General features: G+C 54.0%; 22 protein-coding genes. 12 read left to right on the top strand and 10 right to left on the bottom strand.

Annotated features, from left to right (window positions below; genetic code table 11):
• The first annotated feature begins 1 nt into the window (after nt 1).
• The 7 genes from ftsQ (at nt 2) to mutT (ending at nt 8,456) form a co-directional block, all read left to right on the top strand.
• Nucleotides 2–835, top strand: coding sequence for a cell division protein FtsQ (ftsQ, locus tag ACOXYR_RS17725; protein ID WP_108475546.1), 834 nt, complete (start codon nt 2–4; stop codon nt 833–835).
• The gene (gene ftsA, locus ACOXYR_RS17720; protein WP_015965917.1) at nt 832–2,094 is read left to right on the top strand and encodes a cell division protein FtsA; all 1,263 of its coding nucleotides are present in this window, start codon (nt 832–834) and stop codon (nt 2,092–2,094) included. The genes ftsQ and ftsA overlap by 4 nt, the downstream gene beginning before the upstream one ends.
• Before the next feature lie 115 nt (nt 2,095–2,209).
• A complete protein-coding gene (gene ftsZ / locus ACOXYR_RS17715) occupies nt 2,210–3,361 on the top strand; it encodes a cell division protein FtsZ (protein WP_015965916.1) in 1,152 nt (383 codons plus the stop codon).
• A gap of 100 nt (nt 3,362–3,461) precedes the next feature.
• Complete coding sequence (gene lpxC / locus ACOXYR_RS17710) at nt 3,462–4,379, top strand: UDP-3-O-acyl-N-acetylglucosamine deacetylase (RefSeq protein ID WP_108475547.1); 918 nt, start codon at nt 3,462–3,464, stop codon at nt 4,377–4,379.
• Nucleotides 4,380–4,720: 341 nt separating this feature from the next.
• A complete protein-coding gene (gene secM, locus ACOXYR_RS17705; RefSeq protein WP_421355793.1) occupies nt 4,721–5,233 on the top strand; it encodes a secA translation cis-regulator SecM in 513 nt (170 codons plus the stop codon).
• A gap of 60 nt (nt 5,234–5,293) precedes the next feature.
• Nucleotides 5,294–7,999 (top strand): preprotein translocase subunit SecA, encoded by a 2,706-nt coding sequence (gene secA, locus ACOXYR_RS17700; protein WP_113858262.1) that lies wholly within the window; start codon nt 5,294–5,296, stop codon nt 7,997–7,999.
• Nucleotides 8,000–8,057: 58 nt separating this feature from the next.
• Nucleotides 8,058–8,456 carry an 8-oxo-dGTP diphosphatase MutT gene (gene mutT / locus ACOXYR_RS17695; RefSeq protein ID WP_421355794.1) on the top strand — a complete coding sequence of 133 codons (399 nt, stop codon included), beginning with the start codon at nt 8,058–8,060 and terminating at the stop codon, nt 8,454–8,456.
• A gap of 82 nt (nt 8,457–8,538) precedes the next feature.
• Here mutT and yacG read toward each other — a convergent pair whose 3' ends face one another.
• Genes yacG through coaE form a run of 3 tightly spaced genes read right to left on the bottom strand, consistent with a single transcriptional unit; the run spans nt 8,539 to nt 10,106 of the window.
• Nucleotides 8,539–8,733 (bottom strand): DNA gyrase inhibitor YacG, encoded by a 195-nt coding sequence (gene yacG, locus ACOXYR_RS17690; protein ID WP_189623665.1) that lies wholly within the window; start codon nt 8,731–8,733, stop codon nt 8,539–8,541.
• A 9-nt stretch (nt 8,734–8,742) separates the two neighbouring features.
• Nucleotides 8,743–9,486 carry a cell division protein ZapD gene (zapD, locus tag ACOXYR_RS17685; protein WP_108475552.1) on the bottom strand — a complete coding sequence of 248 codons (744 nt, stop codon included), beginning with the start codon at nt 9,484–9,486 and terminating at the stop codon, nt 8,743–8,745.
• A complete protein-coding gene (gene coaE / locus ACOXYR_RS17680; protein ID WP_421355795.1) occupies nt 9,486–10,106 on the bottom strand; it encodes a dephospho-CoA kinase in 621 nt (206 codons plus the stop codon). The genes zapD and coaE overlap by 1 nt, the downstream gene beginning before the upstream one ends.
• A gap of 228 nt (nt 10,107–10,334) precedes the next feature.
• Between coaE and ACOXYR_RS17675 the strand changes: the two genes are divergently transcribed.
• Nucleotides 10,335–11,378, top strand: coding sequence for a GMP reductase (locus ACOXYR_RS17675; RefSeq protein ID WP_108475554.1), 1,044 nt, complete (start codon nt 10,335–10,337; stop codon nt 11,376–11,378).
• Between the two features lie 31 nt (nt 11,379–11,409).
• Here ACOXYR_RS17675 and hofC read toward each other — a convergent pair whose 3' ends face one another.
• The 4 genes from hofC to nadC form a co-directional block, all read right to left on the bottom strand.
• A complete protein-coding gene (gene hofC / locus ACOXYR_RS17670; RefSeq protein WP_421355796.1) occupies nt 11,410–12,612 on the bottom strand; it encodes a protein transport protein HofC in 1,203 nt (400 codons plus the stop codon).
• Entirely contained in the window at nt 12,602–13,987 is a 1,386-nt protein-coding gene (gspE, locus tag ACOXYR_RS17665; protein WP_421355797.1) for a type II secretion system protein GspE, read from the bottom strand. The genes hofC and gspE overlap by 11 nt, the downstream gene beginning before the upstream one ends.
• A 13-nt stretch (nt 13,988–14,000) precedes the next feature.
• Nucleotides 14,001–14,438: a prepilin peptidase-dependent pilin gene (gene ppdD, locus ACOXYR_RS17660; protein ID WP_421355798.1), complete on the bottom strand. Its 438-nt coding sequence runs from the start codon at nt 14,436–14,438 to the stop codon at nt 14,001–14,003.
• Nucleotides 14,439–14,639: 201 nt separating this feature from the next.
• On the bottom strand, nt 14,640–15,533 hold the full coding sequence (gene nadC, locus ACOXYR_RS17655) for a carboxylating nicotinate-nucleotide diphosphorylase (RefSeq protein WP_108475557.1): 894 nt from the start codon (nt 15,531–15,533) through the stop codon (nt 14,640–14,642).
• An 87-nt stretch (nt 15,534–15,620) separates the two neighbouring features.
• On the opposite strand from nadC, the gene ampD reads away from it, so the two are divergent.
• Nucleotides 15,621–16,184 carry a 1,6-anhydro-N-acetylmuramyl-L-alanine amidase AmpD gene (ampD, locus tag ACOXYR_RS17650; protein ID WP_421355799.1) on the top strand — a complete coding sequence of 188 codons (564 nt, stop codon included), beginning with the start codon at nt 15,621–15,623 and terminating at the stop codon, nt 16,182–16,184.
• Entirely contained in the window at nt 16,181–17,035 is an 855-nt protein-coding gene (gene ampE, locus ACOXYR_RS17645; RefSeq protein ID WP_108475559.1) for a beta-lactamase regulator AmpE, read from the top strand. Before ampD ends, ampE begins: the two co-directional genes overlap by 4 nt.
• Before the next feature lie 102 nt (nt 17,036–17,137).
• Here ampE and ACOXYR_RS17640 read toward each other — a convergent pair whose 3' ends face one another.
• The 3 genes from ACOXYR_RS17640 to aroP all read right to left on the bottom strand — a co-directional run bounded on the left by ACOXYR_RS17640 (nt 17,138) and on the right by aroP (nt 21,034).
• Nucleotides 17,138–18,088 (bottom strand): glycoside hydrolase family 43 protein, encoded by a 951-nt coding sequence (locus tag ACOXYR_RS17640; RefSeq protein ID WP_421355800.1) that lies wholly within the window; start codon nt 18,086–18,088, stop codon nt 17,138–17,140.
• Nucleotides 18,088–19,494: a glycoside-pentoside-hexuronide (GPH):cation symporter gene (locus ACOXYR_RS17635; RefSeq protein ID WP_108475561.1), complete on the bottom strand. Its 1,407-nt coding sequence runs from the start codon at nt 19,492–19,494 to the stop codon at nt 18,088–18,090. Before ACOXYR_RS17635 ends, ACOXYR_RS17640 begins: the two co-directional genes overlap by 1 nt.
• Nucleotides 19,495–19,657: 163 nt before the next feature.
• Nucleotides 19,658–21,034, bottom strand: a complete 1,377-nt coding sequence (gene aroP, locus ACOXYR_RS17630; RefSeq protein WP_108475562.1) for an aromatic amino acid transporter AroP — start codon at nt 21,032–21,034, stop codon at nt 19,658–19,660.
• A 526-nt stretch (nt 21,035–21,560) separates the two neighbouring features.
• On the opposite strand from aroP, the gene pdhR reads away from it, so the two are divergent.
• Nucleotides 21,561–22,325: a pyruvate dehydrogenase complex transcriptional repressor PdhR gene (gene pdhR / locus ACOXYR_RS17625; protein ID WP_015965898.1), complete on the top strand. Its 765-nt coding sequence runs from the start codon at nt 21,561–21,563 to the stop codon at nt 22,323–22,325.
• Between the two features lie 154 nt (nt 22,326–22,479).
• Nucleotides 22,480–25,143, top strand: coding sequence for a pyruvate dehydrogenase (acetyl-transferring), homodimeric type (gene aceE / locus ACOXYR_RS17620; protein WP_108475564.1), 2,664 nt, complete (start codon nt 22,480–22,482; stop codon nt 25,141–25,143).
• The last annotated feature ends 7 nt before the right edge of the window (nt 25,144–25,150 follow it).

Below are 25,150 nucleotides of genomic sequence, written 5' to 3'. Positions count from 1 at the left end.
TATGTCGCAGGCTGCGCTGAATACGCGGAACCGTGAAGAAGAAGAGTACAATTCTTCGCGGCGCAATAATGGAACGCGTCTTGCAGGAATTATCTTCCTGCTGACGGTGTTGTTGACCGTGTTGATTAGCGGCTGGGTCGTGCTGGGCTGGATGGAAGATGCACAACGGTTGCCTATCTCGAAACTGGTGGTCACCGGCGAGCGGCACTACACGCGTAACGACGACATCCGCCAGTCTATTCTGGCGCTCGGGTCGCCAGGAACCTTTATGACCCAGGACGTGAACATCGTTCAGGGGCAAATTGAACGTCTGCCGTGGATTAAGCAGGCGAGCGTAAGAAAGCAGTGGCCAGACGAATTGAAGATTCATCTGGTTGAATATGTGCCGATTGCACGTTGGAATGATCAGCATATGGTGGATGCCGAAGGCAACTCCTTCAGCGTACCCGCCGATCGCGCCAACAAGCAGAGTTTGCCCATGCTGTATGGCCCTGAAGGCAGCGAAAGCGAGGTCTTGCAGGGATACCGCGACATGGGAGCCGTGCTGGCGAAAGGGAAGTTCACATTAAAAGTGGCGGCAATGACGGCGCGCCGTTCCTGGCAGTTGACGTTGGGCGATGGTATTAAGCTCAATCTGGGACGGGGCGACACCATGAAGCGGCTTGAGCGCTTTTTAGAACTGTATCCGGTTCTTCAGCAGCAGGCGCAAACAGAAGGTAATCGGATTAGCTACGTTGATTTGCGCTATGACTCAGGGGCGTCAGTAGGTTGGGAGCCTGCCCCTGTCGAAGAAACCAGTCAACAACAGAATCAGGCACAGGCAGAACAACAATGATCAAGGCGACGGACAGAAAACTGGTAGTTGGACTGGAGATTGGCACCGCGAAGGTTGCCGCTTTAGTAGGGGAAGTTCTGCCCGACGGCATGGTCAATATCATCGGCGTGGGCAGTTGCCCATCGCGAGGTATGGACAAAGGCGGGGTAAATGACCTCGAGTCGGTAGTGAAATGCGTTCAGCGCGCTATCGACCAGGCAGAATTGATGGCGGATTGCCAGATCTCCTCTGTATATCTGGCGCTTTCCGGCAAGCACATAAGCTGTCAAAATGAGATTGGCATGGTGCCTATCTCAGAAGAAGAAGTGACGCAGGAAGATGTCGAAAATGTGGTGCATACGGCGAAATCCGTTCGCGTCCGCGATGAGCACCGCGTTTTGCACGTTATTCCGCAGGAATACGCAATTGATTACCAGGAAGGGATCAAAAATCCGGTTGGCTTGTCTGGCGTGCGTATGCAGGCCAAAGTACATCTGATTACCTGCCACAACGACATGGCGAAAAACATCGTCAAAGCCGTAGAGCGTTGTGGCCTGAAAGTTGACCAGTTGATATTTGCCGGGCTGGCAGCCAGTTATTCGGTTCTGACGGAAGATGAACGTGAGCTGGGCGTCTGCGTGGTGGATATCGGTGGTGGTACAATGGACATCGCCGTATATACTGGCGGGGCGCTGCGCCACACCAAAGTGATCCCCTACGCCGGGAACGTGGTCACCAGCGATATCGCTTACGCCTTCGGTACACCGCCGAGCGATGCCGAAGCGATTAAAGTGCGCCACGGTTGTGCACTGGGCTCCATTGTGGGCAAAGATGAGAGCGTTGAAGTGCCGAGCGTGGGGGGGCGTCCGCCGCGCAGCCTGCAGCGCCAGACGTTGGCAGAGGTGATTGAGCCGCGCTACACCGAGCTGCTCAATCTGGTCAACGAAGAAATTTTGCAGTTACAGGAACAGCTTCGCCAGCAGGGTGTCAAACATCACCTCGCTGCGGGGATTGTACTCACCGGTGGCGCGGCGCAAATTGAAGGCCTGGCGGCCTGCGCGCAGCGCGTGTTCCATACGCAGGTACGTATCGGCGCACCGCTGAACATCACGGGGTTGACGGATTACGCCCAGGAGCCGTATTACTCAACGGCAGTGGGCCTGCTGCACTACGGGAAAGAGTCCCACTTGAGTGGTGAAGCAGAAGTAGACAAGCGCGTAACCGCATCGGTTGGTTCATGGATTAAGCGATTGAACAGCTGGCTGCGAAAAGAGTTTTAATTTTTTTAAGAGAGCGCAGAAAATTAGCGCTTTCAGGCGACAGGCACATACACGATCTCCTTCTGGCTGTGGTAGAGCGGTCTGATTGAGAAAGTGTATAAAACGGAGAGAGACTATGTTTGAACCTATGGAACTGACCAACGACGCGGTGATTAAAGTCATCGGCGTCGGTGGCGGCGGCGGTAATGCCGTAGAGCACATGGTGCGTGAGCGCATCGAAGGTGTTGAATTCTTCGCAGTGAATACCGACGCTCAGGCGTTACGTAAAACTGCGGTTGGCCAGACTATCCAGATTGGTAGCGGTATTACCAAAGGTCTGGGTGCGGGTGCAAACCCGGAAGTGGGCCGTAACGCTGCTGATGAAGACCGTGAAGCACTGCGCGCCGCATTGGATGGCGCGGACATGGTCTTTATTGCCGCAGGTATGGGCGGCGGCACCGGTACGGGTGCCGCGCCGGTTGTGGCTGAAGTGGCTAAAGATTTGGGTATCCTGACTGTTGCTGTCGTGACCAAGCCTTTCAATTTTGAAGGCAAGAAGCGTATGGCCTTCGCGGAGCAGGGTATCACTGAACTGTCCAAACACGTGGACTCCCTGATCACCATCCCGAACGACAAGCTGCTGAAAGTGCTGGGTCGCGGTATTTCTCTGCTTGACGCTTTCGGCGCGGCAAACGACGTACTGAAAGGCGCGGTGCAAGGTATCGCCGAGCTAATTACCCGTCCGGGTCTGATGAACGTCGACTTTGCTGATGTGCGTACTGTGATGTCAGAAATGGGCTATGCAATGATGGGCTCTGGTCTGGCAAGCGGTGAAGATCGTGCTGAAGAAGCGGCTGAAATGGCGATCTCTTCCCCGCTTCTGGAAGATATCGACCTGTCTGGCGCGCGCGGCGTGCTGGTCAACATCACTGCTGGCTTCGATCTGCGTCTGGATGAGTTCGAGACTGTCGGTAACACTATCCGTGCATTTGCCTCGGATAATGCGACCGTGGTTATCGGTACTTCCCTTGACCCGGATATGAACGACGAACTGCGCGTGACTGTTGTTGCAACCGGTATTGGTATGGACAAACGTCCGGAAATTACCCTGGTGACCAACAAGCAGACTCAGCAGCCGGTTATGGATCGCTACCAGCAGCACGGTATGACCCCGCTGACGCAGGAGCAGAAACCAGCCGCGAAAGTGGTTAACGACAATACGCCGCAGACCACGAAAGAACCGGATTACCTGGATATTCCGGCGTTTTTACGTAAGCAGGCTGATTAAGAATTAGCTCAAAGTTGGGAATCCCCGCTCTTTGTGCTAAACTGCCCGTCCGAATGTATAGTACACTTCGGTTGGATAGTTAATTTGGCGAGATTATACGATGATCAAACAAAGGACACTTAAACGTATCGTTCAGGCGACTGGCGTCGGTTTACACACCGGCAAGAAAGTCACACTGACGTTACGCCCTGCGCCGGCCAATACCGGGGTCATCTATCGTCGCACCGACTTGAATCCACCGGTAGATTTTCCGGCCGATGCCAAATCTGTGCGTGATACAATGCTCTGTACTTGTCTGGTGAATGAGCATGACGTGCGGATTTCTACCGTTGAGCACCTCAACGCCGCATTGGCGGGGCTGGGTATCGACAACATCATTGTTGAAGTCGATGCGCCAGAAATCCCAATTATGGACGGCAGTGCTGCACCGTTCGTTTATCTGCTGCTGGATGCCGGCATCGATGAATTGAACTGTGCGAAGAAATTTGTTCGCATCAAAGAGACTGTACGTGTCGAAGATGGCGACAAATGGGCTGAATTCAAACCGTACAATGGTTTTTCGTTGGATTTTACCATCGACTTTAACCATCCGGCGATTGATGCCAGTACCCAGCGCTATGCAATGAACTTCTCTGCCGACGCCTTTATGCGCCAGATTAGTCGTGCACGTACCTTCGGTTTCATGCGTGATATCGAATATCTGCAGTCCCGTGGCCTGTGCCTGGGCGGCAGCTTCGATTGTGCCATCGTTGTTGACGATTATCGCGTACTGAACGAAGACGGTCTGCGTTTTGAGGACGAATTCGTTCGTCACAAAATGCTGGATGCGATCGGTGACTTGTTCATGTGTGGTCACAACATTATTGGTGCATTTACCGCGTTTAAATCCGGTCATGCGCTGAATAATAAACTTCTGCAGGCAGTCCTGGCCAAACAGGAAGCCTGGGAATATGTGACCTTCGAAGACGACGCTGAATTGCCGCTGGCGTTCAAAGCACCGACAATGGTTCTGGCATAAGCCTGACCATTTCATAAATTCGACTGGCAACCTGGCACTCTCTCCGGTCAGGGAACCAGTCTTTTTTTATTTCTGCCTTTTCATTTCCCTTTCTTGTGCGATCGCTGTTTTCTTGCGCACTTTTCCGCTGCTCTTATCGTCATTGATGCTGCTGTAATCAGGCATTAATGGTAATATGCACGGCATCATTCAAGCTGCCTCCGCGTTGACTGCGCTTGTTCACCCATGTCACGTACTTATGTACGCTCCACGGGATTCACTCGCTTGTCGCCTTGATGCAACTTGAATGATTTTGTGCAATTCTGTGCGCGGAAAATAATAATCTCTGGGGTAGACATTACGTGAGTGGGTTACTGACGCGTTGGCGACAGTTAGGTAGACGCTATTTCTGGCCGCATCTCCTGTTGGGGATGGTTGCTGCCAGTTTCGGCCTGCCTGCGCTCGCAAATAACGCCGAGCCTGCTTCGCCTGCCCGCGAGACGTCCAGCAATCATAACCCTGCCACGAAAGTCAATTTCACGCAGTTAGCCCTGCTGGAAGCGAACCGTCGCCCATCGTTTAGCGTTGATTACTGGCATCAGCATGCCATCCGCACGGTCATTCGCCACCTCTCATTTGCGATGGCGCCACAGGCACTGCCCGTTGCAGAAGCCTCGTCCACCACGCCATTGCAGGCCGCCCAGCATCTTGCTTTGCTGGACACCCTTAATGCGTTACTCACGGTTGAAAGCAAGCCGCCGGCCATTGTGCGTCAGGCCGCTGCTGCGCCGTCAGTCGCGCCCGCTGCTTTTAGCATCTCCGCATGGGTAAGCCAGGTTCAGGGCATCCGCGCTGGGCCGCAACGCCTCGTCTGAAAATAGTCGTCTTTCTTTTATTTTCCTGACTCCGCAACGCGGGGCGTTTGAGATTTTATTATGCTAATCAATTTATTAACGAAAGTATTTGGTAGTCGTAACGATCGTACCCTGCGCCGTATGCGCAAAGCGGTCACTGCAATTAACGCGATGGAACCGGAGATGGAAAAACTCTCCGATGACGAGCTGAAAGGCAAAACCGCGGAATTCCGCGCACGCCTGGAAAAAGGTGCCAGCCTGGAAAGCCTGCTTCCGGAAGCATTTGCCGTTGTCCGTGAAGCCAGTAAACGCGTCTTCGGCATGCGTCACTTCGACGTACAGCTGCTGGGTGGTATGGTACTTAACGATCGTTGCATCGCAGAAATGCGTACCGGTGAAGGTAAAACCCTTACCGCGACCCTGCCGGCGTATCTGAATGCGCTGACCGGTAAAGGGGTTCACGTCGTAACCGTCAACGACTATCTGGCGCAACGTGACGCCGAAAACAACCGTCCGCTGTTCGAATTCCTCGGCATGACCGTGGGGATCAACATGTCTGGCCTGCCTGCACCCGCAAAACGTGAAGCGTATGCGGCAGATATTACTTACGGTACTAACAACGAATACGGGTTTGACTACCTGCGCGACAACATGGCGTTCAGCCCTGAAGAGCGCGTACAGCGTAAACTGCACTATGCGCTGGTGGATGAGGTCGACTCCATCCTGATCGATGAAGCGCGTACCCCGCTTATCATTTCCGGCCCGGCTGAAGACAGCTCGGAAATGTATAAGAAAATGAACAAAATTATCCCGCATCTGGTACGTCAGGACAAAGAAGACTCCGACACTTTCCAGGGCGAAGGCCACTTCTCTGTCGATGAGAAAGCGCGTCAGGTCAACCTGACCGAGCGCGGCCTGGTACTGATTGAAGAACTGCTGGTGAAAGAAGGCATCATGGACGAAGGCGAGTCGCTGTACTCTCCGGGCAACATCATGCTGATGCACCACGTGACTGCCGCACTGCGCGCGCATGTGCTGTTCACCCGTGACGTTGACTACATCGTCAAAGATGGCGAAGTCATCATCGTCGATGAACACACTGGCCGTACTATGCAGGGACGTCGTTGGTCTGATGGCCTGCATCAGGCTGTGGAAGCCAAAGAAGGCGTGGAGATCCAGAACGAGAACCAGACGCTGGCCTCCATCACCTTCCAGAACTACTTCCGTCTGTATGAAAAACTGGCCGGTATGACCGGTACCGCCGATACGGAAGCCTTCGAATTCAGCTCTATCTACAAGCTGGATACCGTGGTGGTGCCGACCAACCGTCCGATGATTCGTAAAGACATGCCGGACCTGGTCTACATGACCGAAGCGGAAAAAATTCAGGCGATCATTGCAGACATTAAAGAGCGTACGGCTAATGGTCAGCCCGTCCTGGTCGGGACAATCTCCATCGAGAAATCCGAAGTGGTGTCTAACGAGCTGGTGAAGGCGGGCATCAAACATAACGTTCTGAACGCCAAATTCCACGCCAACGAAGCGGCGATTGTTGCTCAGGCAGGTTATCCGGCGGCAGTGACTATCGCCACCAACATGGCGGGGCGTGGTACCGATATTATGCTCGGCGGTAGCTGGCAGGCTGAAGTTGCCGCGCTGGAAAACCCAACCGAAGAGCAAATTGCGCAGATTAAAGCTGACTGGCAGGTACGCCACGACGCGGTGCTGGCGGCAGGTGGTCTGCACATTATTGGTACCGAGCGTCATGAATCTCGCCGTATCGATAACCAGTTGCGTGGTCGTTCGGGCCGTCAGGGCGACGCCGGTTCCTCTCGCTTCTACCTGTCGATGGAAGATGCGCTGATGCGTATTTTTGCCTCCGACCGTGTGTCCGGCATGATGCGTAAACTGGGTATGAAAGAAGGCGAAGCCATTGAGCACCCATGGGTGACCAAAGCGATTGCCAACGCACAGCGTAAAGTGGAAAGCCGCAACTTCGATATTCGTAAACAGCTGCTGGAATACGATGACGTCGCCAACGACCAGCGTCGCGCCATCTACACCCAGCGTAATGAACTGCTGGATGTGAGCGATGTTAGTGAAACCATCAACAGCATCCGCGAAGACGTGTTTAAAGCAACCATCGACGCGCATATTCCGCCGCAGTCGCTGGAAGAGATGTGGGACGTGCCTGGGCTGCAGGAACGTCTGAAAAATGACTTTGACCTCGACCTGCCGATCTCTGAATGGCTGGATAAAGAGCCGGAACTGCACGAAGAAACGCTGCGTGAGCGTATTCTGCAGAACGCTATTGAAGTTTATCAGCGTAAAGAAGAAGTGGTTGGTGCTGAAATGATGCGTCACTTCGAAAAAGGCGTGATGCTGCAAACCCTCGACTCCCTGTGGAAAGAGCATCTGGCGGCGATGGACTACCTGCGTCAGGGTATTCACCTGCGTGGTTATGCGCAGAAAGATCCAAAGCAGGAGTACAAACGCGAATCCTTCTCTATGTTCGCGGCGATGCTGGAATCTCTGAAATATGAAGTGATCAGCACGCTCAGCAAAGTACAGGTTCGCATGCCGGAAGAAGTGGAAGAGATGGAACAGCAGCGTCGTGAAGAGGCCGAGCGCCTGGCACAGATGCAGCAGCTTAGCCACCAGGACGAAAACACTGCGGCTGCACAGGAACTGGCAGCACAAACGGGCGAGCGTAAAATTGGCCGTAACGATCCGTGCCCGTGTGGTTCCGGTAAAAAATACAAACAGTGCCATGGCCGTCTGAGCTAAGGTCTGATAAAAAAGTAAAAGGCGCAGAGATCTGCGCCTTTTTTTTGGATGAGACAATATGAAAATACTGCAAATCGCCGTCGGCATTATTCGCAACGACGCGGGAGAGATTTACATTACCCAACGCGCCGCTGATGCTCACATGGCAAATAAATGGGAATTTCCGGGTGGTAAAATTGAAGCGGGTGAAACAGCCGAAGAGGCGATGATCCGCGAGCTTGAGGAAGAAGTTGGCATTACCGCCAGCGAGCCGCAGCTGTTTGATAAGCTGGAGTACGCGTTCCCCGATCGCCATATTACATTGTGGTTCTGGCTGGTGGAAAACTGGCAGGGTGAGCCGTGGGGAAAAGAGGGGCAACCGGGACGATGGGTCGCGCAGAATGCGCTGATTGCCGATGAATTCCCCCCGGCGAATGCACCGGTTATCGAAAAATTAGTACAAACCCCGCAGGCCTGATAAGCGCAGCGCATCTGACATTGTGCATGTTAATTGTCGGATACGGCTTCGCCTTATCCGACCTACAGTTATGCGCGCAGAGTTACTGCGGGTTTTCACTCCAGTCGTCGCTATCGGATAAGTCACCTGCGCTTGGAATGCGTTTCTCTTCTGCCGCCCATTCTCCTAAATCAATCAGCTGGCAGCGCTTAGAGCAAAACGGACGGTACGGGCTTTGCTCGCCCCAGACTACAGGTTTCTGGCAGGTGGGGCAGTTAACGATAGTTTCTTCAGACATAGTGTCTCCTTAGCAACAAGCCAGTTCGAAATCCAGACGTTCAGGAATAACGCCATTCTCGCTATCCAGCGGCACAAAGCGGATGGCAAAGCGGCTCTTATGCCCGGAAATTTGCGGATAAAGCTGTGAGGAGAGATCCAACTGTAAGCGCAGCAGATCGGCATCTTCACCGTTATCCTGGTAGAAGCCATTAAGGCTGGTCTGCTTGCGAAAAGGTGCGGAATTACGAATCAGATCGAGGATCAGATCCAGCGCCTGATTCAGCGGTTCAAGGCTGTTAAGCCAGAGTTCTACCTGTGCGTCGCGCTGCTGCTGTGGCGCATGGAGCCACATGTGTAGCGTCGGCAGATCGAAACTGCAACAGCCGCCAGGAATGCTTAAACGCTGACGCACAAGGGCAATGAGGCGATCTTCACGCAGGAATTGGCCGATACGCGGGGCGGCCATCAGAATGCTGCCGCTGTTTTTCAATTGCTGACGCACTGCATCAATGCGGTTCTGGTCAACGCCCGGCACTTCACTCCAGGCCTGCAATTTACGTTGCTGGCGTTCCAGCTCTTTGAGCATCTCTGTGCGAACGTCGCCGCGTTCAAACACATCCAACAAGTCCCCTAAATTACGAAAAAAATGTAATGCGCTGGCGTGATCCGTGATGGGGAGTTGAGTACGAAGCTGCTGGTTAAGAAATTCAATACGCAGCCAGGTACGCATTTTTTCGTTCAGGGGGTGCTCAAAAAGGATGTGGGTGTGCATTAAGGTTTTTCCTGTGATACAGCCTGTGCCGCGAGCTCAAGATAGCGTGCGTGAAGGCGGGCAACATCCGAAGCGATGGCTTCTGGTGTGCCGTTGTTATCAATGACGTCATCAGCCACCGCAAGCCGCTGTTCGCGCGTCGCCTGGGCGGCAAGTATATGCTCAGCATGCTCCCGCGACACCTGGTCGCGCTGCATGGTACGAAGAATTTGCGTATCGCGTGTAACATCCACCACCAGCACGCGATCGGCGCGGGAAGCGAGATTGTTTTCCACCAGCAGGGGAACCACCCACAATACGTACGGCGAGGTGGCCTGCGCCATTTGCTGCTGGGTTTCTCGCTGAATAAGCGGGTGAAGCAGGGCGTTAAGCCAGGCTTTTTCATCAGGGTTAGCGAAGATTCTCTCGCGTAAGACGCGGCGGTTAAGTGCGCTATCCGGTGTCAGGGTTTGAGGGCCAAAGTGCTCCACAATGGCATCTAACGCCGGGGTTCCGGGTTCGACAACCTGACGGGCGAGGATATCGGCATCAATAACGTTAATTCCCAGGTGAGAAAATGCATCAGCGACGGTACTTTTGCCACTGCCAATGCCACCGGTTAACGCTACGGTATACGCCATTCCTGTGAATCCTGATGAGAATTGATTTGAAAAATCAATTGGTTAAAAACAAAACACTTCAGCGCCTTTTGGTGTGCGCTCATGTTCACCGAACTGATGGTAAATTTATAGGATTGTAGCGTAAAAAAAGTGAAAATCGCAGTCTTGCGAAGCCCTGATTAGTGCGTATGATAACGTTACTGGAGTTGTGCTCTTATAATTAATGCCATTAACCCCAGGAATCCGCACATGCGTATCGAAGAAGATCTGAAGTTAGGTTTCAAAGACGTTCTTATCCGCCCTAAACGCTCTACTCTTAAAAGCCGTTCCGATGTTGAACTGGAACGCGAATTCACCTTTAAACATTCTGGTCAACGCTGGTCAGGTGTGCCGGTTATTGCCGCGAATATGGATTCCGTGGGTACCTTTGCAATGGCAAAAGCGCTGGCGTCTTTCGATATTCTGACCGCAGTACATAAGCATTACAGCGTGGAAGACTGGAAAGTTTTCGCTCAGAACGAATCCGAAGATGTGCTGAAACATGTGATGGTGTCCACCGGCACGTCTGACGCCGATTTCGAAAAAACCAAACAGATTCTGGCGCTGCACCCGATGCTGAATTTCGTGTGCATCGACGTCGCAAACGGCTACTCCGAGCACTTCGTTCAGTTCGTTGCGAAAGCGCGTCAGGCCTGGCCAACCAAAACTATTTGTGCGGGTAACGTGGTCACCGGCGAGATGTGCGAAGAGCTGATTCTGTCCGGTGCGGATATCGTCAAAGTGGGTATTGGCCCGGGTTCTGTTTGCACCACGCGTGTAAAAACCGGCGTCGGTTATCCGCAGCTTTCCGCAGTCATTGAGTGCGCAGATGCAGCGCATGGCCTTGGCGGTCAAATCGTCAGCGATGGCGGTTGTACGGTTCCGGGCGACGTGGCGAAAGCGTTTGGCGGCGGCGCTGACTTCGTGATGCTCGGCGGTATGCTGGCAGGCCACGATGAGAGCGGCGGCACCGTGGTAGAAGAGAATGGAGAAAAATTCATGCTCTTCTACGGCATGAGCTCTGAATCTGCAATGAAGCGTCACGTTGGCGGCGTTGCGCAGTATCGCGCTGCGGAAGGGAAAACCGTTAAGTTGCCTCTGCGTGGCCCGGTAGATAATACCGCGCGCGATATTCTTGGCGGCCTGCGTTCAGCGTGCACCTACGTTGGGGCTTCTCGCCTGAAAGAGCTGACTAAACGCACTACCTTTATCCGCGTGCAGGAACAAGAGAACCGCGTGTTCAACAGCCTGTAATGCGTTGCGCTGGCGCTTCCCGCGCCAGCGCTTATCCCGCACCGCTAATTGCCTCTCCCAAATGAAATATCGGCAGATACATCGCCACCACCAGCGTGCCAATAATGGCGCCGGTCACCACCAGTAGCATGGGTTCCAGCAGTGATGTCAGATCTTCCGCTAGTTGATGCGTTTTCTCACTGTGATAGTCCGCCAGATTTTTCAGCATCTGATCCAGCGCGCCGGACGCTTCCCCGGTTCTTACCAGTTGAATACACAGTGGCGTGAAAACATGAACGTTTTCCATCGCCTGCCAGATGGGGCTTCCCTGCGATATGTCATGATGAAGTCTGCTAATGACGTCCCGCCAGAGCGGTTGAGTGACCGTTTCCCCGACGGTATCCAGCCCCTGTAAGAAGGCGATGCCCGCACTTTGCGTCAGTGAAAGTACGGTAAAAATGTGGCTCAGCATCTGCCCGCGCACCAGATTGCCCATCACCGGCAGAGAAAGCGCGACCTGCGCCTGAAACCGCTGCCAGCGGGGATTGGTTTTCAGTATTCTGCCGGGAAGAAAAGGCAGCGTCAGGAACAGCGCAATCCACCCGTAGTGCAGTTTAACGGCATCCGCCATGTTCATAACGACTTGCGTGAGCATGGGCAGCGGCGTATTAAAGGTGCGATAAATCGCCGTAAATTCCGGCAGCACAAATCCCAACATCGCCACTACCACAGCGATGGCCAGCAGCAAAATGATGCACGGATAGCGCAGCGCTTTTTTCACCTTCTGCGTAATAGCCTGTTGCGCTTTTTGCTGCTGCGCCAGTGCGCGACAGCAGATATCCAGCTTGCCCGTTACCTCCCCGGTGCGGATCATCGCCAGATAGAGCGGGGGAAAAGCTTCCGGCCACTGCCGCAATCCGTCGGAAAGCGAAACCCCTTCCGCCAACCGTTGAGAGAGCGTGCCGAGCAAGGCCTGCCACTGTGGTACAGGATGCTGACGAGCCAGCATTTCCAGCCCATCCGAGAGCGTGAGCCCGGCTTGCAGCAGTGTCGCCAGTTGCTCGATAATTTCGCAGCGCCAGTTTGTGCGCCAGTACGACGTCCTGAGGGTACAGCGGCGTAGCGCCAGCGCGGTAATACCCTGCTTCTGCAATAAAACCAGTGCCGCCGGGCGATTAGGTGCCCACAGCGTTCCATTCCTTTCTTCACCGTGATGCGACAGGCCGCGCCAGCGCCAGAAGTGATTAGCCGCCATGCGGAAGCCCCATCACGCGCAGTAACTCTTCCTGGGTTGTAAGCCCGCGCTCTACGGCCATACAACCGTTCTCAAACAGTGTTGTCATGCCCGCCAAACGCGCTTTCTGCACCAGTTCTTCGGTTCCGCGACCTGCGGCAATGGCGTGGCGCAGATCGGTGTTAAGCGGTAGGATCTCGAAGATCGCCGCACGCCCCAGATAACCGTGATAACAATGCTGGCAACCAGCCGCCTGCCAGTGCGGCAATGCGCGGGGCCAGAGCGCGCGGGGTAGCGGTGCTTCTACACCGTTTTTCTCCCGGCAGTGCGGGCACAGCTTACGTACCAACCGTTGGGCAACCACAAGCTGGAGCGCTGATGAGATCATCCAGCGCGCCACGCCCATTTGTTCCAGGCGCACCAGCGTTTCAACGGTGGAATTGGTGTGCAAGGTAGAAAGCACCAGGTGCCCGGTTTGCGCGGCTTTGATGGCAATTTCTGCCGTTTCACCGTCGCGAATCTCGCCCACCATCACAATATCCGGATCCTGGCGTAACAGGGCGCGCAGTACGCTCTGAAAGGTCAAACCGGCACGAGGATTAATTTGCGTTTGATTCAGCCCTTCGATGGGGATTTCAACGGGGTCTTCCACGCTGCAAATATTGATGTCGCTGCGATTACGTTGTTGCAGGGCACTATACAGTGTCACAGTTTTACCGCTGCCCGTCGGCCCGGTCACCAGGATAAGCCCCTGGGGTTGATTGAGCGCATCAGCAAACAGTGCCAGTTGATCGCCGCTCATACCGAGCTGATGGATATCCAGCGCCTGTTCAACATTGTGCAGCAGGCGCAGTACCACCTTTTCACCGTAACGACACGGCAGCGTGGCGATACGAAAAGAGACGGACTGACCGGCGAGCTCCACGGTAAATTGCCCGTCCTGGGGTAGGCGACGTTCGGCTATATCAAGATTGCCTAACACTTTCAGACGTGCAGTGAGCGTTGCCGCCAGCGAAAGCGGTAGCGTAGAAAACACATGCAGCACGCCATCAACGCGTAACCTGAGACGCAGGTGATGCTCACCCGGTTCAAAATGGATATCTGATGCGCGCTGCAGCAATGCCTGTTCCAGCGTGCGATTCAGCAGATCGACCGCGCTGCGAGAATCATCATTGGCGGCAGGCTGGCTGGCGGTTGCTGTAAGCTGTAAGTGCTTATCCATCCTCTCCTGACTCCAGCACTCGATATCGACGCGTTTTTGTGTCGCAAAACGCAGGGCGTCCATCAGTTCATCCGATGGCGCACCGACAACGGCAATACTTAACACGCTCTGATCGTTGCTAATCAACTGGGCGTGATGTTTTTTACACAGTGCGAGAAGCTGATCCTGTTTCATCGTCGCCTCCGGTTTACTGCGCATCGAAGCGGAAAACATCTTCGCAGGCCTGCTTAAGGGCGCTGTCGCTCTGAATGTTGCAAACGCGAGTCCAGCCGGTCACGCCGTTGGCGTTATCCCAGCCAGGCGTCATGGTGACCGACAGGCCGTTCAGGCTCTCCTGGCCGGTGAGAACAACCACGCCTTTGGCGATACTCATGCCAGAGACATAACGCGTGGTGGTGGGCGAGGGAATGCCGTTACTGCCGCCATCGCAACTGTTCAGCCCGCCGTGGTCGAGGGCGCACAGTTCAATGGCCGTGCGATAGGGGACGAAGGTTTGCAACATGTCGGTGAGCGCGGCTTTGCGCAGGTAGTTTTGGTACGCCGGGATCCCGATGGCGCTTAAGATGGCGATGATGCCGATCACCACCATCAGCTCGATAAGGGTAAATCCTTTTTGCTTTTCCATAATGCACTCCTGGTTGAGATGGCGGGAGTGTGTCAGAGCCGTGAAGCGGGTGCGAGGGGCAAAAATCAATTCAGGAAAGCGCGTTCCAGAGCGTTTTCATGCGTTGCAGAAGACGACATGAAAAATGGAAGGGGATGCGGAAAATGACTGGAGGGGATGTGCTTGTCCGGCCTGCACAGCGAGCAGGCCGGATTGCGGGAACTAACGGAAACGCATGGAGAGGTCTAACGCGCGGACGTGCTTGGTCAGTGCGCCAACGGAGATATAATCCACGCCGGTTTCGGCGAATTCGCGAATGGTGTCAAAGGTTACGTTGCCGGAGACTTCCAGTCGAGCCCGGCCATTAGTGATGGCGACAGCCTGGCGCATCAGTTCCGTGTCAAAGTTATCGAGCATGATGATATCGGCACCGGCTTTCAGCGCGTCTTCCAGCTCTTCCAGGTTTTCTACTTCCACTTCCACCGGCACATCCGGGTGCAGCCAGAAGGCTTTTTCCACCGCCTGACGCACGGAGCCAGAAGCGATGATATGGTTTTCTTTAATCAGGAACGCATCGGAAAGACCCAGACGGTGATTCGCGCCGCCGCCGCAAAGCACGGCGTATTTTAGCGCGGTGCGTAGGCCTGGCAGCGTTTTGCGGGTATCGAGTAATTGCGTTTTAGTGCCTTCCAGTAAATCGACATAGCGACGCACTTCACTGGCAACGCCCGAGAGGGTTTGCACGAAATTGAGCGCGGTGCGTTCACCGGTCAGCAGGACGCGGGAAGGGCCATCGATTTCAAACAGCGGCTGGTTGGCTTTCAGCAGGTCGCCATCGTCTACGTGCCACGTCAGCGTGACATCGTCGCCCGCCAGTTGAATAAATACCTCTTCAACCCAGCGCTTTCCGCAGAAGACGCCGTCTTCACGGGTGATCACTACCGCGTGAGAGCGCGTTTCTGCTGGCAGAAGTTGTGCGGTAATGTCGTTATTGGCATCCACTTCTCCGCCCAGATCTTCACGGAGCGCCTGTGCCACGGCGTTGGGAATGTCGAGATTGATACGTTCCAGAAGCGCGTCACGTCGGTGGTCTGGGTTGTAGCGGCGAGGCGGCATGATAAAACTCCAAATTGGTAACGATTCGAAAGGTTTAAACATGCTACTCTGAACCGAGAATCAGCACCACACATAAGGAGATCCAGCATGTTGTTAGATGAGGGATGGCTGGTGGGCGCGCGTCATGTACCGTCGCCACACTTTGACTGCCGCCCGGACGATGAAACCCCGTCATTGCTGGTTGTTCATAATATCAGTTTACCCCCTGGCGAATTTGGCGGCCCATGGATAGATGCGCTGTTTACCGGCACGCTCGACCCGAACGCCCATCCTTTTTTCGCCGAGATCTCCCATCTGCGCGTTTCTGCCCATTGTCTGATTCGCCGCGATGGGGAAATTGTGCAGTATGTTCCTTTCGATAAGCGCGCCTGGCACGCGGGGGTGTCCGAATACCAGGGCCGCGAGCGCTGTAATGATTTTTCGATTGGCATTGAGCTGGAAGGCACCGATACGCTGGCCTACACCGATGTGCAGTATCAGCAACTGGCGGCGTTAACCCAGGCGCTGATAACGATTTATCCGGCAATCGCCGATAATATGGCAGGACACTGTGATATCGCACCCGTGCGCAAAACCGATCCGGGCCCGGCGTTTGACTGGGCTCGTTTTCGCGCACTGGTCGCCCCTTCGTCAGATAAGGAGATGACATGACGCTGTTTACCACGTTGCTGGTACTGATTGCCGAGCGTTTATTCAAGCTCGGCGAGCACTGGCAGCTCGACCATCGGCTGGAAGTGTTGTTCCGCCGTATCAAACGCTTTTCCTTTGCTGCCACACTGCTGATGACGGCGGTAGCGATGGTGGTGGTGTTTTTAATTCAGCGCGCGCTCGACGGGCTGCTGTTTAACGTGCCGCTGCTGGTGTTCTGGATTTTACTCGGCCTGCTGTGCATTGGCGCAGGGCGCGTGCGGCTGCACTATCACGCATACCTGAAGGCGGCATCGCTCAATGATAGCCACGCGCGTGATGCGATGGCCTGCGAGTTGACGATGATCCACGGCGTGCCATCGGGATGCGATGAGCGCGAGTTTCTGCGCGAGCTGCAAAATGCGCTGATGTGGATTAACTACCGCTTCTACCTTGCCCCGCTGTTCTGGTTTGTTGTTGGCGGCCCGTGGGGGCCGGTGCTGCTGATGGGCTATTCGTTCCTGCGCGCGTGGCAGTCCTGGCTTGCGCGTTATCAGACGCCACATCATCGTTTGCAGTCAGGTATCGATGCCATTTTGCATATTGTGGACTGGATCCCGGTGCGGCTGGTGGGCGTGGTTTACGCGCTGCTTGGTCATGGTGAGAAGGCGCTGCCTGCGTGGTTTGCTTCGCTGGGCGATCGCCATACTTCGCAATACCAGGTGCTGACGCAACTGGCACAGTATTCGCTGGCGCGTGAGCCGCACGTTGACCGCGTTGAGACGCCAAAAGCGGCGGTATCGATGGCGAAGAAAACCTCGTTTGTGGTGGTGGTGATTATGGCGCTGCTGACCATTTATGGGACGTTGGTGTAAGGATTCATGGAGTGGTGCGGGTAGCGCCGGATGCGCTGACGCTTATCCGGCCTACGGGGGGATTTGTCTGCCCGGTATGCGCGAGCGCTCCCGGGCAACGGCTTAGATCGTATCCGCAGGCGGCACGCCGAAATCCGGCATGCCATCTTCCTGCCAGCGCACCAGTTTCAACCGCGTATGGCGATTCGGATCATATAACGGGTCGCCTTCAATCTCCGTGTAATTCCTCGCGTGATACACCAACACATCCTCGCCATCAGGCGTTTGGGTAAAGCTATTATGCCCGGGCCCGTACTGGCGGTTTTCATAACTGGTGGTGAACACCGGCTGCGGTGATTTATGCCAGTTTCCCGGCGTCGTCATATCGGCGTTAAAATCAATCCACAGCAGACCCATGCAGTAGTTTTCATCCGTAGCGCTGGCTGAGTAGCTGACAAAGAGCTTATCGCCATGCACCAGCACCGCGGGCCCTTCGTTGACCAGAAAACCCCGACACTCCCACTCGAACTCTGGTTTACTGAGCATCACCGGTTCACCTTTTATCGTCCACGGGTTTTCCAGTTCAGCCAGATAGATGTTGGAGTTTCCGGCAATCTCCGGCGATTTTTGCGCCCACAGATACCACTGTTTTCCCTGATGATGGAATGTGGTGGCGTCCAGGCTGAAGGTATCGAACGGGGTTTTTACCTGGCCCCGCTCAACCCATTCTCCGCTGAGTGGATCTGCATCATCGCATGTCAGCGCATACATCCGGTGCTGGAACATGCCCAGAGAGTCCAGCGCCTGCGTAGGTGCGGCGGCGAAGTAAATCACCCATTGACCGCCAATCTTATGCAGTTCCGGTGCCCAGATAAGCTCGCACATCGGGCCGCTTTCGGGTTTACGCCAGACAACAACCGGTTCGGCACTGCGCAGCCCGTCAAGGCTGGCGGCGCGGCGGATTTCCAGCCGGTCGTACTCCGGCACCGAGGCGATAAAGTAGTACGCTCCCTGATGCTGCAAAATGAAGGGATCGGCGCGTTGTTCAATAAAAGGATTGGGCCAGTGATTCATTATGCTTTCCTTACGTGCTCGGTGATTTTTTCTGCCTGGTATTCATTCAGTTCACGATAGTTTTCGCGACGTTTTTCCAGATCGGACTGAATCTGTTTCATCAGTTCACGGTCAACTTTCAGCATCCGCACAATTCCGGCGGTAATCAGATACCCGACGCCTGGAATGACGGTAAACAGCAGCATGATACCGTTGAGCGTAGTTTCGCTTTGCTGCTTCGCGCCTGCATCGTAGCCATACCAGGAGAGCAGGAAGCCCACCATTGCGCCTGCAATCGCCAGCCCGACCTTAAGGAAGAAGAGGTTACCGGAGAAGCTGATCCCGGTAATACGTTTACCGGTTTTCCACTCGCCGTAGTCATCGACGTCCGCCATCAGCGACCAGTGCAGCGGGGAAGGGATCTGGTGCAGGATATTGAGCAGGAAGTAGAGCACCACGATCATGACCGTCGCGTGCGGGTCGAAGAAGTAGAAGGCGATAGAGAAAATCGCCAGCGCGATGTTAGTCCAGAAGAAGACCTTGAGCTTACACCAGCGGTCGGTGAGCACCTTCGCCAGCATACTGCCGAACATCATCCCGACGACGCCGAGGCTGATAAACAGCGTGGCGAAATGTGTGCTTTGGCCCATCACCCAGGTCACGTAGTACATGGTTGCTGCCATGCGGATAAAGCCCGGACAGACGTTGCACAGCGTCAGCAGCAGGATACGTACCCACTGGTCGTTTTTCCACACATCTTTCAGGTCTTGTTTCAGCTCATCGTTGGTCTGCACAGCGGGTTTAACGCGCTCGCGCACCGTGGCAAAGCAGAACAGGAACATACACATGCCGATAAAGGCCAGCACGGTCATCGCCATCTGGTAGCCTTTAGCTTTATCACCACCGCCAAACCAGTCCACCATTGGAAGCAGGGTCAATGACAGCAGCAACGTGGCGATACCGACCAGCACGAAGCGATAAGACTGACAGGCGACACGCTCTTTTGGGTCATTGGTGATGACGCTACCCAACGAGCAGTAAGGAATATTGATGGCGGTATAGGTAATCGATAGCAAGAAGTAGGTCACAAAGGCATAGATAACTTTGCTGCTATAAGTCCATTCCGGCGTGGTAAACATCAGTACGCTGAATAACGCGTAGGGGAACGCCATCCACAGTAACCATGGACGAAATCGCCCATATTTACTGCGGGTACGGTCGGCGAGCGCCCCCATAATGGGATCGGTGACGGCATCAATGACGCGAACGGAAAGCAGCAGAACGCCGACCAGCGCCGGGGCGAGACCAAAAATATCAGTATAAAAATAGTTAACGAACAGCATGATAGCGCCGAAGATGATGTTACATCCGGCATCTCCCATGCCATAACCAATTTTCTCTTTGATTGATAACTTATTGTTATTCATTGCCGAAACTCCCTCTGACGGTATGGAGAGAATTATTGGCTGGTGGCCCGCGAAATGCGTTGCAGTATAACGGCGAGGATATGGACTAAATAGCTGAGCAGAGGAAAGTGTGAAGCGGGTAACAGAGTCGGCCCCTTCCACAGGGAAGGGGCCTGAGAAGCGATTAATGTGCCTTCACGGCCGTTTTCGCACCCTTCTGTTTCACCATAAAGCCGACGCCCAGAATGCAGATCCATACCGGGATCAGGTATACGGAAATCGCCATGCCCGGCGTCATCAGCATGATAACCAGCACTGCGACCATAAACAGCAGGCAAACCCAGTTGCCAAGCGGGTAGAACAGCGCCGGGAAGCGCGGTGTAACGCCCTGTTGCTGTTTCGCTTTGCGGAATTTCATGTGTGCAAGGCTAATCATCGCCCAGTTGATTACCAGCGCGGAGACCACCAGCGCCATCAGCAGGCCGAATGCAGATTCCGGTGCCAGGTAGTTGATCAGAACGCACAGCGCGGTCACCACGGCGGAAACCAGAATGGTATTGACCGGTACGCCGCGTTTATCAACGGAGAGCAGCGCTTTTGGCGCATTTCCCTGCTGGGCCAGGCCGAACAGCATGCGGCTGTTGCAGTAGACGCAACTGTTGTAAACGGAAAGCGCGGCAGTCAGAACCACAACGTTCAGTGCGTTAGCCACCAGGGTATCGCCCAGTTCGTGGAAGATCAGAACAAACGGGCTGACATCAGCGGTGACGCGCGTCCACGGCAGCAGAGAAAGCAGAACCGCCAGTGAACCCACATAGAAAATCAGAATACGGTAAATCACCTGGTTGGTGGCTTTTGGAATGCTTTGCTCCGGGTTATCGGCTTCTGCGGCGGTGATACCCACCAGCTCAAGCCCACCGAAGGAGAACATGATGATAGCCATCATCATTACCAGGCCTTGCATGCCGTGCGGCAGGAATCCGCCCTGTTCCCACAGGTTGCGAACCGTCGCCTGAGGGCCCGCGTTACCGCTGAAAAGCAACCAGCCGCCGAACAGGATCATCCCGACAACGGCAACCACTTTAATGATGGCGAACCAGAACTCCATTTCACCAAACACTTTTACATTGGTGAGGTTGATGGCGTTGATCAGAATAAAGAAGGCCGCAGCGGAAGCCCAGGTCGGGATTTCCGGATACCAGAACTGGATGTATTTACCGACCGCGGTGAGTTCCGCCATGGCAACCAGTACGTACAGTACCCAGTAGTTCCAGCCTGACGCGAAGCCGGCGAAGCTGCCCCAGTATTTATAAGCGAAGTGGCTGAATGACCCGGCTACCGGCTCTTCGACGACCATTTCACCCAACTGGCGCATGATCAGGAAGGCTATAAAGCCTGCAATGGCATAACCCAGAATAATGCCCGGACCGGCTGACTGGATAACGGAGGCACTGCCGAGAAACAGGCCGGTACCGATAGCTCCACCCAGCGCAATCAGCTGGATATGGCGGTTTTTGAGGCCGCGCTTCAGCTGGTCGCTGTGCTGTTGACCTTCCATCATGAAACCTCGTGTGTGGTTGTTATTTGTACGTGTGTAATCAAGGAATTCCGTTTCCTGTATTTTTATGTTTACGAAAGAGAGCTAACAAAAATGAGAGGAACTCTTTCGTCCTGGGAAGAATAGTGGTAAGCGCACTGAAATGCACCTGCTTTATGAATGGTTGATGACGGATTGAATAAAAAGAAACCAGTTGTAAGTGTAGCAGCCTGCCCCAGAAGTGGGTAAGCATGTACGTTTAATCAACAATAAATGCATAAATATTCAATTGTTGGTGAAGTGAAACGCTTCAGTTTGCGTAGTTTTCGTATATTTTTCGTTAATTGTACTTCCAACGTGGTAAAGACATTTTTTGTGCAAGGTTACAATTCTGAAACATCATTTCTGTAATGGTGTTAAAAAGTGCGTGGTTTACTGATTTCAATCAAAACCTGTATGGACAGAAGGTGAATACTTTGTTACTTTATCGCTACGAACTTGAAATTGGTAAGACCAATTGACTCCGGGCTAATGGCAGGTACAGGGAACTATGGCCTACAGCAAAATCCGCCAACCAAAACTTTCTGATGTGATTGAGCAGCAGTTGGAGTTTTTGATTCTTGAGGGGACGTTACGCCCCGGCGAAAAACTTCCACCTGAACGCGAACTGGCGAAACAGTTCGACGTATCCCGTCCCTCGCTGCGTGAGGCGATTCAACGTCTCGAAGCGAAAGGGTTACTGCTTCGTCGCCAGGGCGGCGGGACTTTTGTACAAAGCAGCCTGTGGCAGAGCTTCAGCGATCCGCTGGTTGAGCTTCTGTCCGACCACCCTGAATCCCAGTTTGATCTGCTTGAAACCCGTCACGCGCTTGAAGGTATCGCGGCCTATTACGCGGCACTGCGCAGCACTGATGAAGATCGCGAACGTATTCGTGAATTACATCAGGCCATCGAACGGGCTCAACAATCGGGCGACCTCGACGCGGAGTCGAGCGCCGTCGTCCAGTATCAAATCGCCGTGACCGAAGCCGCCCACAATGTGGTGCTGCTCCATTTGCTAAGGTGTATGGAGCCGATGTTGGCACAAAACGTTCGGCAGAACTTCGAGTTGCTGTATGCCCGTCGGGAGATGCTTCCGCAGGTCAGCAATCATCGCACCCGAATTTTCGAGGCGATTGTCGCCGGTGAGCCGGAGCAGGCGCGTGAAGCGTCGCATCGTCACCTGGCCTTTATTGAAGAGATTTTGCTGGACAGGAGTCGTGAACAGAGCCGTCGTGAACGCTCGTTACGTCGCCTGCAACAGCGCAAGGATTGAGTTTTTTCTGGCAGCGGTTTTACCAGAAGATGAGAAAAGCGCCATCAGGCGCACGGCAACTAAACACAGAACCTGTCTTATTGTGTTTTCTCATGAAAGCACAATGGGACAGGTTCCAGATAAATCAACGTACTAGATAGATAAGGAAAACCCCATGTCAGAACGTTTCCCAAATGACGTGGATCCGATCGAAACTCGCGACTGGTTACAGGCGATCGAATCGGTTATCCGTGAAGAAGGTGTTGAGCGCGCTCAGTATCTGATCGACCAGGTGCTGTCTGAAGCCCGTAAAGGCGGCGTTCAGGTAGCTGCTGGTGCAGGTGCTAGCGGTTATGTAAACACTATTGCCGTTGAAGACGAACCGGAATACCCGGGCGATCTGGATCTGGAACGTCGTATTCGCTCTGCTATCCGCTGGAACGCGATCATGACCGTTCTGCGCGCATCCAAAAAAGATCTGGAACTGGGCGGCCACATGGCATCCTTCCAGTCTTCCGCAACCTTCTACGAAGTGTGCTTCAACCACTTCTTCCGTGCACGCAACGAGCAGGATGGCGGCGATCTGGTTTACTTCCAGGGCCACATCTCTCCGGGCGTTTACGCACGTGCGTTCCTTGAAGGTCGCCTGACCGAAGAACAAATGAACAACTTCCGTCAGGAAGTTCACGGTAAGGGCTTGTCCTCTTACCCGCACCCGAAACTGATGCCGGAATTCTGGCAGTTCCCGACCGTATCAATGGGTCTGGGCCCAATCGGTGCGATCTACCAGGCTAAATTCCTGAAATATCTGGAACACCGTGGCCTGAAAGATACCTCTAAACAAACCGTTTACGCGTTCCTCGGCGATGGCGAGATGGACGAACCGGAATCCAAAGGTGCGATCACTATCGCCACCCGTGAAAAACTGGATAACCTGGTCTTCGTGATCAACTGTAACCTGCAGCGTCTGGATGGCCCGGTCACCGGTAACGGCAAGATCATCAACGAACTGGAAGGCATCTTCGGTGGTGCTGGCTGGAACGTTATCAAGGTTATCTGGGGTAGCCGTTGGGATGAGCTGCTGCGTAAAGACACCAGCGGTAAACTGATCCAACTGATGGAAGAAACCGTCGACGGCGATTATCAGACCTTCAAATCCAAAGATGGCGCGTACGTGCGTGAGCACTTCTTCGGTAAATATCCGGAAACCGCAGCCCTGGTTGCAGACTGGACTGATGAGCAGATCTGGGCACTGAACCGTGGTGGTCACGATCCGAAGAAAGTCTACGCTGCACTGAAAAAAGCGCAGGAAACCAAAGGCAAAGCAACGGTTATCCTGGCCCATACCATTAAAGGTTACGGCATGGGTGATACCGCGGAAGGTAAAAACATCGCTCACCAGGTTAAGAAAATGAACATGGACGGCGTGCGTTACATTCGCGACCGTTTCAATGTGCCGGTGACCGACGAGCAGGTTGAAAACCTCTCTTACCTGACCTTCCCGGAAGGTTCTCCAGAGCATACTTATCTGCACGCACAGCGTCAGAAACTGCACGGTTACCTGCCGAGCCGTCAGACCCACTTCTCTGAGAAGCTGGAACTGCCGACTCTGGAAGATTTCGCGCCGCTGCTGGAAGAGCAGAACAAAGAGATCTCTACCACTATCGCTTTCGTTCGTGCCCTGAACGTGATGCTGAAGAACAAGTCGATTAAAGATCGTCTGGTTCCAATCATTGCTGATGAAGCGCGTACTTTCGGTATGGAAGGTCTGTTCCGTCAGATTGGTATTTACAGCCCGAACGGCCAGCAGTACACCCCGCAGGACCGTGAGCAGGTTGCTTACTACAAAGAAGACGAGAAAGGTCAGATCCTGCAGGAAGGTATCAACGAACTGGGTGCTGGCGCATCCTGGCTGGCTGCTGCGACCTCTTATAGCACCAACAACCTGCCGATGATCCCGTTCTATATTTACTACTCCATGTTCGGGTTCCAGCGTATCGGTGACCTGTGCTGGCAGGCAGGCGACCAGCAGGCTCGCGGCTTCCTGATCGGTGGTACTTCTGGTCGTACGACCCTGAACGGTGAAGGTCTGCAGCACGAAGATGGTCACAGCCATATTCAGTCTCTGACTATCCCGAACTGTATCTCTTACGATCCGTCTTACGCGTACGAAGTTGCGGTCATCATGCATGATGGTCTGGAACGTATGTACGGTGAGAAACAAGAGAACGTTTACTACTACATCACCACGCTGAACGAAAACTACCACATGCCGGCAATGCCGGAAGGTGCTGAGGAAGGTATCCGTAAGGGTATCTACAAACTCGAAACCGTTGAAGGTAGCAAAGGTAAAGTTCAGCTGCTGGGCTCCGGTTCTATCCTGCGTCACGTTCGTGAAGCAGCACAGATCCTGGCGAAAGATTACGGCGTAGGTTCTGACGTTTATAGCGTAACGTCCTTCACTGAACTGGCGCGTGATGGTCAGGATTGTGAGCGTTGGAACATGCTGCACCCGATGGAAACCCCGCGCGTTCCGTACATCGCTCAGGTGATGAACGATGCTCCGGCTGTGGCTTCCACCGACTATATGAAACTGTTCGCTGAGCAGGTTCGTACTTATGTACCGGCTGATGACTACCGTGTACTGGGTACTGATGGCTTCGGTCGTTCCGACAGCCGTGAAAACCTGCGTCACCACTTCGAAGTTGATGCTTCCTATGTGGTTGTAGCGGCGCTGGGCGAACTGGCTAAACGTGGCGAAATCGATAAGAAAGTGGTTGCTGACGCAATTACCAAATTCAACATCGATGCAGAAAAAGTTAACCCGCGTCTGGCGTAAGAGGTAA

This window comes from Pseudocitrobacter faecalis, from assembly GCF_965231525.1.
In the GTDB taxonomy this organism is placed as follows: Bacteria; Pseudomonadota; Gammaproteobacteria; order Enterobacterales; family Enterobacteriaceae; genus Pseudocitrobacter; species Pseudocitrobacter faecalis.
This window is presented reverse-complemented; position numbering and strand designations above follow the sequence as displayed.